The organism is Novosphingobium sp. Gsoil 351 (assembly GCF_009707465.1).
GTDB lineage: Bacteria > Pseudomonadota > Alphaproteobacteria > Sphingomonadales > Sphingomonadaceae > Novosphingobium.
Genome location: NZ_CP046120.1, coordinates 716065 through 728731, shown reverse-complemented (window position 1 = coordinate 728731; position 12667 = coordinate 716065). Strand labels below are relative to the sequence as shown.

9 protein-coding genes and 2 pseudogenes are annotated in these 12667 nt (G+C 66.1%); 8 read left to right on the top strand and 3 right to left on the bottom strand.

Features of this window, described 5'->3' with window-relative positions; all coding sequences use genetic code 11:
* Positions 1 to 3 precede the first annotated feature (3 nt).
* The 3 genes from topA to GKE62_RS03420 all read left to right on the top strand — a co-directional run bounded on the left by topA (position 4) and on the right by GKE62_RS03420 (position 3641).
* Entirely contained in the window at positions 4 to 2553 is a 2550-nt protein-coding gene (topA, locus tag GKE62_RS03430; RefSeq protein WP_154691018.1) for a type I DNA topoisomerase, read from the top strand.
* Positions 2554 to 2645: 92 nt separating this feature from the next.
* Complete coding sequence (locus GKE62_RS03425) at positions 2646 to 3398, top strand: sterol desaturase family protein (protein ID WP_154691017.1); 753 nt, start codon at positions 2646 to 2648, stop codon at positions 3396 to 3398.
* A gap of 63 nt (positions 3399 to 3461) precedes the next feature.
* Positions 3462 to 3641 carry a hypothetical protein gene (locus tag GKE62_RS03420; protein WP_154691016.1) on the top strand — a complete coding sequence of 60 codons (180 nt, stop codon included), beginning with the start codon at positions 3462 to 3464 and terminating at the stop codon, positions 3639 to 3641.
* A gap of 4 nt (positions 3642 to 3645) precedes the next feature.
* Here GKE62_RS03420 and era read toward each other — a convergent pair whose 3' ends face one another.
* Genes era through lepB form a run of 3 tightly spaced genes read right to left on the bottom strand, consistent with a single transcriptional unit; the run spans position 3646 to position 6052 of the window.
* Positions 3646 to 4545, bottom strand: a complete 900-nt coding sequence (era, locus tag GKE62_RS03415) for a GTPase Era (protein WP_154691015.1) — start codon at positions 4543 to 4545, stop codon at positions 3646 to 3648.
* Complete coding sequence (gene rnc, locus GKE62_RS03410; RefSeq protein ID WP_370516051.1) at positions 4542 to 5213, bottom strand: ribonuclease III; 672 nt, start codon at positions 5211 to 5213, stop codon at positions 4542 to 4544. Before rnc ends, era begins: the two co-directional genes overlap by 4 nt.
* The gene (gene lepB / locus GKE62_RS03405) at positions 5210 to 6052 is read right to left on the bottom strand and encodes a signal peptidase I (protein ID WP_154693536.1); all 843 of its coding nucleotides are present in this window, start codon (positions 6050 to 6052) and stop codon (positions 5210 to 5212) included. The genes rnc and lepB overlap by 4 nt, the downstream gene beginning before the upstream one ends.
* A gap of 214 nt (positions 6053 to 6266) precedes the next feature.
* Between lepB and pgi the strand changes: the two are divergent.
* From pgi to GKE62_RS03380, 5 genes and pseudogenes are all read left to right on the top strand, one after another.
* Positions 6267 to 7782, top strand: a pseudogene (pgi, locus tag GKE62_RS03400) (glucose-6-phosphate isomerase).
* A 112-nt stretch (positions 7783 to 7894) separates the two neighbouring features.
* A complete protein-coding gene (gorA, locus tag GKE62_RS03395) occupies positions 7895 to 9241 on the top strand; it encodes a glutathione-disulfide reductase (RefSeq protein WP_154691014.1) in 1347 nt (448 codons plus the stop codon).
* Positions 9242 to 9299: 58 nt separating this feature from the next.
* Positions 9300 to 10022: an SDR family oxidoreductase gene (locus GKE62_RS03390; protein ID WP_154691013.1), complete on the top strand. Its 723-nt coding sequence runs from the start codon at positions 9300 to 9302 to the stop codon at positions 10020 to 10022.
* Positions 10023 to 10035: 13 nt separating this feature from the next.
* The gene (locus GKE62_RS03385) at positions 10036 to 11061 is read left to right on the top strand and encodes an aldehyde reductase (protein WP_154691012.1); all 1026 of its coding nucleotides are present in this window, start codon (positions 10036 to 10038) and stop codon (positions 11059 to 11061) included.
* 72 nt (positions 11062 to 11133) lie between these two features.
* Positions 11134 to 12661, top strand: a pseudogene (locus GKE62_RS03380) (acyl-CoA carboxylase subunit beta).
* Positions 12662 to 12667 lie beyond the last annotated feature (6 nt).

Below are 12667 nucleotides of genomic sequence, written 5' to 3'. Positions count from 1 at the left end.
ACCATGCAACTCGTTATCGTCGAATCGCCCGCCAAGGCGAAAACCATCGAGAGGTACCTCGGTCCCGGGTTCAAGGTGCTCGCCAGCTATGGCCACGTCCGCGACCTGCCGCCCAAGGACGGGTCGGTGCAGCCCGACGACGGGTTCGCAATGGACTGGGAGCTGAACGGCGACAAGCAGCGCCAGATGAAGGCGATCACCGATGCGGCCAAGACCGCCGACCGTCTGATCCTCGCTACCGACCCCGACCGCGAGGGCGAGGCGATTTCCTGGCACGTGCGCGAACTGCTCGGCAAGCGCCGCGCGCTGCCCAAGGAGGTCGAGCGGGTCACCTTCAACGCGATCACCAAGGCCACCGTCACCGAGGCGATGAAGCACCCGCGCGAGCTCGACCAGGACCTGATCGACGCCTACCTGGCCCGCCGCGCGCTCGACTACCTGTTCGGGTTCACGCTCTCTCCCGTGCTGTGGCGCAAGCTGCCCGGGGCCAAGTCGGCGGGGCGGGTGCAGTCGGTCGCGCTGCGTCTGATCGTCCAGCGCGAGCGCGAGATCGAGGTGTTCCGCCCGCAGGAATACTGGTCGGTAGTCGCCCGGCTCGAACAGGGCGGAACCGAGTTCGCCGCCCGGCTGGTCAAGTTCGAAGGCGAGAAGCTCGAGCGGCTGAGCGTGTCGGACGAAGGCACCGCGCTGCGCGCCAAGGCCACGGTTGAGAGTGCGGTGTTCCGGGTCGAGGAGGTCGACGTCAAGCCGACCAAGCGCAACCCCTATCCCCCGTTCACCACTTCGACGCTCCAGCAGGAGGCGGCACGCAAGCTCGGCTTCTCCGCCAGCCACACGATGCGGATCGCCCAGAACTTGTATGAGGCGGGCGCGATCACCTACATGCGCACCGACGGCGTGCAGATGGACTCCTCGGCCATCAGCGAAGCGCGCAAGGCGATCAGCGACCGCTATAACGGTCACTACCTGCCCGAGCAGCCGCGGATCTATCAGACCAAGGCCAAGAACGCGCAGGAAGCGCACGAGGCGATCCGCCCGACCGAATTCGCCCGCGACAAATACGGCAGCGGCGACGAGGCGCGGCTCTACGACCTGATCTTCAAGCGCGCGATGGCCAGCCAGATGGCCAGCGCCAGCATCGAGCGGACCACCGTGACCTTGCGCGACGGCACCGGCAAGCACGAGCTGCGCGCCACCGGGCAAGTGATCAAGTTCCCCGGCTTCCTCGCGGTCTACGAGGAGAGCCGCGACGCCACCGCGAATGGCGAGGATGAGGACGCGGCGCTGCTCCCCGCGCTGGTCAGCGGCGATACCCCGGCCAAGAAGGGCGTCGATGCGACCCAGCACTTCACCCAGCCGCCGCCGCGCTATTCGGAGGCCAGCCTCGTCAAGCGGCTCGAGGAGCTCGGCATCGGCCGGCCCTCGACGTATGCCGCGACGCTCCAGGTGCTCAAGGACCGCGCTTACGTCCGCACCGAGAAGAACCGCTTCTTCGCCGAGGAATCGGGCCGCCTGCTGACCGCGTTCCTCGAACGCTTCTTCGAACGTTACGTCGCCTACGAATTTACCGCGGGGATGGAGGACGAGCTCGACGAGGTTTCGGGCGGGCGCGCGCAGTGGAAGGCGGTGCTCGAGGCGTTCTGGAAGGACTTCAAGCCCAAGTCCGACGAAGTGATGGAGCAGAAGCCGAGCGAGATCACCGCCGCGCTCGACCTGTTCCTCGCCGACTACCTGTTCCCCCCGCGCGACGACGGCAGCGACCCGCGCGTCTGCCCAAAATGCGGCGAGGGGCGGCTGTCCTTGCGCGGCGGCCGGTTCGGCGCGTTCGTCGCTTGCTCGAACTATCCCGAGTGCAAGTTCACCCGCAAGTTCGCCCAGCCCGGCGGCAACGGCGCAGAGGGTGGTGACGACGACGAACTCGGCAAGCATCCCGAAACCGGCGAGTCGATCACCCGCCGCAGCGGACGGTTCGGGCCGTACATCCAGCTCGGCGAGGGCAAGGAGGCCAAGCGGTCGTCCATACCCAAGGACATCCCCGAACTCGACCTGGATTGGGCGGTGAAGCTGCTCGGCCTTCCCCGCACGATCGGCGCGCACCCCGAAAGCGGCGAGCCGATCACCGCCAGCATCGGGCGTTACGGTCCGTACCTCGCCCACCAGGGCAAATACGCCAAGCTGCGCGGCACCGCCGAGGTGTTCGAGACCGGCATGAACAGCGCGGTGACCAAGCTCGCCGAAGCTGCTGCGAACGGCGGGCGCGGAACGCGGACGGCGGCGGAACCGCTGAAGGTCTTCGGCGCGCACCCGACCAGCGGCGGCGAGATCAAGCTGATGGCCGGGCGCTATGGACCCTATGTCACCGATGGCACCACCAACGCCACGCTGCCGCGCGACAAGCAGCCCGAGGCGCTGACGGCGGAAGAGGCCATCTCGCTGATCGACGAGCGCGCGGCCAAGGGTCCGGCCAAGGGCAAGGGGCGCAAGAAGGCTCCGGCGAAGAAGGCGGCGCCGAAGAAGAAAGCGGCTCCCGCCAAGAAAGTGGCCGCGAAGTAGACCAGGGACCGTCGCAGCTCAGCAACCCGTCTTGTGACCGAAGCGCCGACGCCGTATCCTGGCGCACGGGTCGCGGGTTCGGGGAACGCGCCATGAGTCTCGATACGCTGGTTTTGGTTGCGCTGGTGGGTTCGTTTTTCGCCTTCATGGCGGTCGAGGCGCTCGTCCCGGCGCGGCGGGCGATGCCGCAGATCCGCTACTGGCGGTTGATCGGGATCGCCGGGTTCGCCGTGTCGATGGCGGTCAACGTGCTGGCGCCGTTGGCGATCCTGCCGTTGTTTGCCGGTATTCATGCGCTTGACCTGTCCGGCTGGGGCGGCTGGGCGGCGCTGCCCGTGATCGTGCTGACGACCTTCTTCACCTACTGGTCGCATCGCATCCAACACCGTTTCGACGTGCTGTGGCGGATGGGGCACCAGCTCCACCACGGCGTCGCCCGGATCGACATCGCCTCGGCGTTCATCTTCCATCCGGTCGATGTGTTCATCCAGGTGTTCTGGACCCTGCTGGCGAGCGTGCTGCTGGGGGTATCGCCGGTTGCGGGAGCGATCGCCGGGGTGCTGGGGGCGTGGATTGCGTTCTACCAGCATTGGAACATCGATACGCCGCGCTGGACCAACTGGATCATCCAGCGCCCCGAGGCGCACATGCTCCACCACGAATACAACGTCCACGCGCGCAACTTCGGCGACATGCCGGTGTGGGACATGCTGTTCGGCACTTACGTCAACCCCGCCCGGGCCGACGATATCCGCGTAGGCTTCGAGCCGGAGCGGATGCGGCGCTGGCTGGCGATGGTGGCGATGATCGACGTCAGCAGCGACCTGGGACGCGAGCGGCTGTAGGATCGGCTGGCGGCGACGCGCCAAGTCTGCGAATGCTCTCCCGGCAAGGGAGACGACACCGCCATGGCCGACCGCTTCGAACGCCACAAACAGCCCTGGACCGCGGACGAATTGAGCAAACTCCGCATTCTCGCTGGCAAGGGCAAGGGCCTCAAGGAAATCGCCAAGGCACTGGGGCGCAGCGAGGAATCGACCAAGGACCGCGCGAAGGCCGACGGGGTGGGAGTCGCGAAAAAGCGGTGACTTGCTACTTTACCCAGTCCAGCCCGATCTCGTCGTAGATTTCGCGGCTTTCGGCCCAGGCCTCGTCCACCTTCACGTGCAGGAACAGGTGGACCTTCACCCCCAATAGCGCCGCCAGCTCGATCCGCGCCGCCTCGCCGATCGCCTTGATCTTGGCGCCGCGCGCACCCAGCACGATCGGCTTCTGGCTTTCGCGGGCGATGACGATCTGCTGGCGGATTTCGACCGAGCCATCCTTGCGCGACGTGTAGCTTTCGGGGCGCACGGCGGCGTCGTAGGGCAGTTCTTCGTGGAGCTGGCGGTAGAGCTGTTCGCGGGTGATCTCGGCGGCCATCAGGCGTTCGCTGGCGTCGCTGACCTGATCTTCGGGATAGTGCCATTCGGCTTCGGGCATCAGTTCGGCGAGCCGCGCCTTGAGTTCGGGCACTCCGTCGCCGGTCAGCGCCGAGATGAAGAACACTTCGTGGAACCCGGCGGCGGCGACCAGTTCCTCGGCCAGCTTGAGCAGCGGCTCCTTGGCGCTGGCGTCGACCTTGTTGAGCGCGAGCAGCTTGCGTTCCTTGCGGCCCTTGAGCGCCTCGACGATCGGGGTCAGCTCGTGGCGGCGCAGCTTGACCGCATCGACCACCAGCAGGATCGCATCGGCCTCGCTCGCGCCCTCCCATGCGGCGGCGACCATCGCCCGGTCGAGCCGCCGCTTGGGAGCGAAAATCCCCGGTGTGTCGGCGAGGATCATCTGGGTGCGGCCGTCGATGGCGATCCCAAGCAACCTGGCCCGCGTGGTCTGGGCCTTGGCGCTGACCGCGGCGACCTTCTGCCCGACCAGCGCGTTGACCAGCGTCGACTTGCCCGCGTTGGGCGCGCCGAGGATGGCGATGAGGCCGCAGTGTGGAGTCGTCTTCACCCGAATTCCTTCATGAACGCCTTGGCCGCCTGGGTTTCGGCTTCCTGCTTGCTAGATCCGCCGGCCCGCGCCTCGCCGACACCCTTGATCGATACCGCTACGGTGAAGCTCGCCGCATGATCCGGCCCCTCGCGCGCCAGCAGGGTGTAGACCGGGGGCTTGCGCTTGTTGCCCGCGGCCCATTCCTGAAGCGCGGCCTTTGGGTGCTTGCGCTCGCCCTTGCCCGCGGCCAGGTGCGGGGCCCAAAGCTTGCGGACCAGATCGCGCGCGGGTGCATAGCCGCGCTCAAGAAACAGTGCGCCGAGCAGCGCCTCGACCACGTCGCCGAGGATGTTGTCGCTGTCGTGCCCGCCGTCGTCGCGCGCTTGCTTGCCCAGGCGAAGGTGCGGGGGCAGACCGATCTCGCGCGCGACCATCGCGCAGGAATGTCCGCTGACCAGCGCGTTGAGCCGCTGCGAGAGCGTCCCTTCATCCATCCGCCCGCGCTCGTGCAGCCATTCGGCGATGGCCAGCCCCAGCACCCGGTCGCCGAGAAACTCGAGCCGCTCGTAGTTGCGCTGCTCGCCCATGCTGCCGTGGGTCAGAGCCTCGGCCCACAGCTCCGGCTGGCGGGGAGCCTCGCCGGTCAGTGAGGCGATGTAGTGCGCGGCATTGGGGTCGAGGTTCAAAAAGTCCCCCCGATCCGGCTCCAGCGGGCAGCGGTGAACCAGGTCCACGGCAGCAGCCACGAAGCGCCACCGTCGGTCGAGAACATCATGATGCTCGCCCGCCCGACCAGATTGGCCTGCGGGACGATCCCGATCCCGCCGCCCTCGACGGCAGGGAAACGGCTGTCCATCGAGTTGTCGCGGTTGTCGCCCATCAGGAATACCGATCCTTCGGGGACGATGATCGGGGGCGCGTCGTCCTGCGGCGTTGCGAACAGGTCGAGCACCTCATAGCTGCGCCCGCCCGGCAGGGTCTCGCGATAGCGTGGGTAGTGGCACACCGCCTTGCCATCCGCCGATGTCGCTTCGAATTGCGGCGCGATGCAGTTGGTGTTGGGGGTTACCGGCAACTCGAAATCGGCGATCTTCTGCTTGGGGATCGGTTTGCCGTTGAGGATAAGCTGGCCACCTGTCATCTGCACGGTATCGCCGGGCAGACCGATCACGCGCTTGATGTAATCGACGTCGTTGCCTGGCGGCGCCTTGAAGATCACCACGTCGCCGCGCTTGGGCTGGCCGGGCAGAATGCGCCCCGGGATCAGCGGGACGCTGAACGGCAGCGAATACTTCGAGTAGCCATAGGGCCACTTGGCGGCGAGCAGATAGTCCCCGTTCTCCAGCCCTGGCAGCATCGATTCGCTGGGGATGTTGAATGGCGAGAAGAAGAAGCTGCGGAAAATCGCCACCACCAGCGCCAGCTTGATCAGGAATACAGGGAAGCTGTCTTCCTTCTTTTCCTTCTTGGCCGGGGCGACTTGCGTAGGCGTGACTGACGCATCGGCGGGCGCGGTAGTGGTCATCGGCGGGGTCGGATCCTCGGACAAGTGTGTTGCCACCTTAATACACAAATGGACCACTTGGACCAGCGTCCAAGGGAAGATTTTCGATCCGCGCCGCAAGGGGCTTCGCACGCATACGAAAGCTGCCGAGAAGGTCGGTTCGCGGAGCGGAGCTTGGCTTTACCATGGGCGCGCGGCATAGGCGGGCACGAGCAGAATAGGAAAGTAAAAACCGATGGATTGGACTGCGCTTGAGGCGCTGCCACGGCAGACCCTGCCGCTCTTGTTCGGCGAACCCGAGCGCGCAAACGCGCTGACCGGCGTGCTGGAATTGGGCGACGGCGCGATCCGGTTCGACTGGTCGAAGACCCATCTGGACGATGCGGTAGTCGCCGCGTTCGAGGCGATCGCGGCGGAGATGGATTTCACCGGCAAGCGCGCCGCGCTGTTCGCGGGCGAAGTGGTCAACACATCCGAGGGTCGCGCCGCGACGCACACGGCGCAGCGCGGGGTCGGCGACGAGGCCAACGTCGAGGAGGCCCAGGCTCTACATGAACGAATGCGGCTGCTGGTCGAGGCGATCCACGGCATAGACGGAGAAGGGGGGCTATCTGGGCGAGGTCAAGTCGCTGATCCACATCGGTATCGGCGGCTCGGCGCTAGGCCCGGCACTGGCGATCGACGCTTTGGCGCGTGATGGCGCGCAGGTCGCGGTCCACGTCGTCTCGAATATCGACGGTTGCGCGTTGGAGGAAGCGTTCGCCAAGTGCGATCCCGCGACCACCCTAATCGCAGTGGCGAGCAAGACCTTCACCACCACCGAAACGCTTACCAACGCGTCGTCCGCGCTCGACTGGCTGCGCAGCGGTGGCGTCGGCGACCCCCATGGCCGGGTGATCGCGCTGACCGCCAGTCCCGACAAGGCGGTCGAGTGGGGCATCGACGAAACCCGCGTGCTGCCGTTTCCCGAGACCGTCGGCGGGCGCTATTCGCTGTGGTCGTCGATCGGCTTTCCGATCGCTTTGGCGCTGGGGTGGGAGGCGTTCGCCGAGATGCTCGAGGGCGCCGCCGCGGTCGACCGCCACTTTCGCGACACCGACGGCGCCGCCAACCTTCCGCTCCGCGCCGCGTTCGCCGACCTGTACTACACGCAAGTCCGCGGCTGTCAGACGCGCGCGGTCTTTGCCTACGACGAGCGGCTGCGGCTGCTGCCGAGCTATCTCCAGCAACTCGAGATGGAATCGAACGGTAAATCGGTGACCGCCGCCGGCGCGCCGCTGGGTCGGGCGAGCGCGGCGGTGACCTGGGGCGGGGTGGGGACCGACGCCCAGCACGCGGTGTTCCAGTTGCTACATCAGGGCACTCACCTGATCCCGGTCGATTTCCTCGCGGTGATCGCGCCGGGCGACGCGCTCGAACCGGTCCACCACCGCACGCTACTGGCCAACTGTTTCGCCCAGGGAGCCGCGCTGATGGCGGGCAAAGCGGGCACGGACGGCGCGCGCGCCTACCCCGGCGACCGCCCTTCGGCGACGATCCTGCTGGACGACCTGACCCCCGCCAGCTTCGGCGCGCTGATCGCGTTCCACGAACACCGCACGTTTGCGAACGCGGCGCTGTTGGGGATCAACCCGTTCGACCAGTTCGGGGTCGAACTCGGCAAGGACATCGCCAAGTCGATCGAGAAGGGTGGAACGAAGTTCGACGCGAGCACCGAGGCGTTGTTGAAGGCGGCGGGGTTGGATCAGTAACCCTCTCCCCCGAATGGGCGAGGGAACGAAATCCGATCACAATCATGCCTAAAAGCTATTGGCGCGTACCTGTCCGCCCGCCCATATGCGCCGCGACAGCAGGAGCACCGCGATGACCAAGTCCCACGACTATGACCTCTTCGTCATCGGGGCGGGATCGGGCGGGGTCCGCGCGGCCCGCGTTTCCGCGAGCCATGGCGCCAAGGTCGCCATCGCCGAGGAATTCCGCATCGGCGGGACCTGCGTGATCCGCGGCTGCGTGCCTAAAAAGTTGCTGGTCTACGGCTCGCACTTCGCCGAGGAACTCCAGGACGCCGCGCACTACGGCTGGACCGTCGAGAAGATGACGTTCGACTGGAGCGTGCTGCGCGACACCGTGCTCAAGGATGTCGACCGGCTCAACGAGGCCTATACCGCGACGCTGCAAAACCACGGGGTAGAACGGTTTCTGGAGAAGGCCACGATCACCGGGCCGCATTCGGTCAGGCTGGCGAGCGGCAGGGAGATCACCGCAAAGACGATCCTGATCGCCACCGGTGCCTGGCCGGTGCTGCCCGATTTTCCCGGCTCGGACCTGTGCATCACCAGCAACGAGGTGTTCCACTTGGCAGAATTGCCCAAGCGGGTGGTGATCCAGGGCGCGGGCTACATCGCGATGGAGTTCGCGGGGATATTCAACGCGCTGGGGTGCCACGTCACCGTCGTCAACCGTTCGGAGACGCTGCTGCGCGGGTATGACGAAAGCCTGCGCGACCGGTTGCTCCAGATCACGATGGCGCGCGGCATCCAGTATCGCTTCAACTGCCCGATTGAGCGGATCGAGAAGGATGGCGAGTGCTATTCGGTCAAGCTCGCCGGGCAGGACCCGTTCAACGCCGACGCAGTGCTGATCGCCACCGGGCGCCGCCCCAACACCCGCGGGCTAGGGCTCGATGCTGCGGGGATCGAGTTGGGCGAGCGCGGTGAAATCCCGGTCGACGAGGCCAACCGGACAAGCTGCCCGAGCATCTATGCGGTGGGCGACGTGACCGACCGCGTCCAGCTTACGCCCGTCGCCATCCGCGAGGGCCAGGCGTTCGCCGACAGCGTGTTCAGCGATACCCCGCGGACGGTCGATTACTCCCACATCCCCAGCGCGGTATTCAGCCAGCCGCCGCTCGCCGGGGTCGGGCTGACCGAAGGTCAGGCGCGGATGCAATACGGCAACATCAAGGTGTTCTCATCCGACTTCCGCCCGATGAAAAACGTTTTCGCCGAACGCCACGAACGCGGACTCTACAAGATGATCGTCGATGCCGGGACCGACAGGATCCTCGGACTCCACATGATCGGACCCGAGGCGCCGGAGATTCTCCAGGCCGCGGCAATCGCGGTCAAGGCCGGGCTGACCAAGGCGGATTTCGACGCCACCGTCGCGCTGCACCCCAGCATGGCCGAAGAACTCGTGCTCATGCGGTAGCGTTGCGAACTGAAACTGATCGGCGTAGGCTCCTCGGCGGATCGAGGGGAGAAACGCGATGCGGCTCAGCGGCAAGACCGCGCTGGTCACCGGCGGGACCGACGGGATCGGCGCCGAGCTGATCCGCCAGCTTCGGGCCAAGGGAGCGACGATCGTCACCTGCGGCCGCAACCCCGAACGGGTGGCGGCGGCGCGCACCGCCGGTTTCGAGGTGATCGAGGCCGATTTGTCGACCCTCGCCGGGGTCGAGGCGCTGATCGCCGGCCTCGAGGGACGCCCGATCGACATCCTCGTCAACAACGCAGGCGTTGGCGCGGATCACGATTTTCGCGAAGGCCCACCCGATCTGGCGGTCTCCGATGCCGCGATCTTCCTCAATCTCAACGCGCCGATCCATCTGATTACGTGGCTGATGCCGATGCTGCGCTCGCGGCCCGAGGCGACAATCGTCAACGTCACCTCCGGCCTGGCGATAGCGCCGCGCGCCGGTGGGCCAGTCTACTGCGCCACGAAGGCCGGCCTGCGCAGCTACACCCAGGCCCTGCGCGCGCAGCTTAAGGACACTGCGATCACCGTGATCGAGGCATTGCCGCCGGTGGTAGAGACCAAGATGACCGCCGGACGAACTTCGGGAAAAATGCCCGCGGCGGAATGCGCGCGGCAGATCGTGTCGGCGGTGGAGAGCGGCGCGGCCGAAGCCAACGTCGGCATGGTCAAGATGCTCCAGCTCGCCCACTCGCTGTCGCCCGCGCTGGCGCGGAGGATCATGCTGAAGTTTTGAGGGGGAGGAAGCGATGACCAGTACTGTTCTCGTCACCGGAGGCAGCGGCTATATCGCCGCCTTCCTGATCCGCCAGCTCGCCGAAGCGGGATGGACGGTTCACACCACGATCCGCAATCTGGCGGGTGAAGCGAAGGCGCGTGAACGGCTGGGTATCCCCGGCGAACCGGTGACGTTCTTCGCCGCCGAATTGATGAACGATGCCGGTTGGGCCGAGGCGATGGCCGGCTGCACCCACGTCGCGCATGTCGCCTCGCCATTCCCGGTGGGCGTGCCCAAGAGCGAGGATGACCTGATCGTCCCGGCCCGCGAAGGTGCCTTGCGCGCGCTTCGCTTTGCCCGCGATGCCGGGGTCAAGCGGTTCGTGCTGACATCGTCCGCCGCCGCGGTCGCCTATGGCCATCCCGCAGGCAAGACCGAATTCACCGAGGATGACTGGACCGATATTACCGCGCCCGGCGTTCAGCCCTACGTCAAATCGAAGACCATCGCCGAGCGCGCTGCGCGCGAATGGGTGGCGCGCGAGGGCGGGGGCATCGAGTTCTGCTCGGTCAATCCCGTCGCGGTGCTGGGGCCGGTGCTGGGCGACGATTTCGCCGCCTCGATCGAAATCGCCAAGCAACTGCTCGAAGGCAAGATCCCCGCCTTGCCTGACGTCGGGTTCTGCCTGGTCGACGTGCGCGATGTGGCCGATCTGCACGTTCGCGCTTTGATCGCCCCCGCGGATAAAGTGCGCAACGGCCGCTTCATCGCCTCGGCGGGACCGTTCTACAAGTTCGCCGACCTCGCCCGCGTCGTGCGAGCCCGGCTCGGCGACCAGGCGCGCAAGGTACCGACGCGGCGGATGCCGAACTTCATGGTCCGCCTGCTGGCGCGATTCGTGCCGGATTTGCGCCAATTGGTCGGCGAGCTCGGGCGGACCCGCTCGACCAGCGGCCAGCACGCCCGCGATGCGCTCGGCTGGGCGCCGCGCTCGCCCGACGACACGATCGAGGACACCGCGCGCAGCCTGATCGAGCGCGGCCTCGTGGCGGTTTAATCGCGCGATTAAGCACCCCTTGACGCTACGGCGATGGCCCGGCAAGGCGCTCGTCGTCAACGGGGAGCCTCAATGTCCGCCAATATCGCCGAACTCGAACGCCGCCGCGCCGCCGCTCGTCTCGGTGGGGGTCAGAAGCGGATCGACGCACAGCACGCCAAGGGCAAGCTGACCGCGCGCGAACGGCTGATGGTTCTGCTCGACGAAGGGAGCTTCGAAGAGCTCGACATGTATGTCGAGCACAACGCCACCGAATTCGGGATGGCCGGGCAGACCTTCCCAGGCGACGGCGTGGTTACCGGCAGCGGCACGATCAACGGGCGGCTGGTCTATGTGTTCAGCCAGGACTTCACCGTGTTCGGCGGGGCGGTGTCGGAACGCCATGCACAGAAGATCTGCAAGGTGATGGACAACGCGATGAAGGTCGGCGCGCCGGTCATCGGCCTCAACGACAGCGGCGGCGCGCGCATCCAGGAAGGCGTCGCCAGCCTGGGCGGCTATGCCGAGATCTTCCAGCGCAACGTGCTCGCCAGCGGCGTCGTGCCACAGCTCAGCCTGATCATGGGACCGTGCGCGGGCGGCGCGGTTTACTCGCCTGCGATGACCGACTTCATCTTCATGGTGAAGGACAGTTCGTACATGTTCGTCACCGGTCCCGACGTGGTCAAGACCGTAACCAACGAGGTGGTGACGCAGGAGGAACTGGGTGGGGCGATCACGCACACCACCAAGACCAGCGTGGCCGACCTAGCGTTGGAAAACGACATCGAGACCCTGCTGACCGCGCGCGATTTCATCGATTACCTGCCGCATTCCAATCGATCGGATGTACCCGAGCGGCCGACTGAGGACCCTTTCGACCGCATCGAGGACAGCCTCGATACGCTGATCCCGGCCAATGCCAACCAGCCCTACGATATGCACGAAGTGGTGCGAAAGGTGCTGGACGAAGGCGAGTTCTTTGAAATTCAGCCAGCGCATGCAGGCAATATCCTGGTCGGGTTCGGACGGATAGAGGGGCGCACCGTAGGCGTGGTCGCCAACCAGCCGATGGTGTTGGCTGGCGTACTCGACATCAATTCATCCAAGAAGGCCGCGCGCTTCGTGCGGTTCTGCGACGCATTCGGCATTCCGATCCTGACTTTCGTCGATGTCCCCGGGTTCCTTCCCGGCACTGCGCAGGAACTGGGCGGGATCATCAAGCATGGCGCCAAGCTGCTGTTCGCCTATGCCGAGGCGACCGTGCCCAAGATCACCGTGATCACCCGCAAGGCCTATGGTGGCGCCTACGACGTTATGGCCAGCAAGCACCTGCGCGGCGATCTCAACTACGCCTGGCCTACGGCCGAGATCGCGGTGATGGGCGCGAAAGGCGCGGTTGAGATCATCTTCCGCGGCAAGACCTCGGACGAAATCGCCGTACACACCAAGGAATACGAAGACCGCTTCGCCAACCCGTTCGTAGCCGCGAGCATGGGCTTCATCGACGACGTGATCTACCCGCACTCGACCCGGCGCCGGATCGCGCTGGGGCTACGCAAAGCTGCGCGGCAAGATGCTGGAAAACCCGTGGAAGAAGCATGACAACATTCCGTTGTGAGAAATT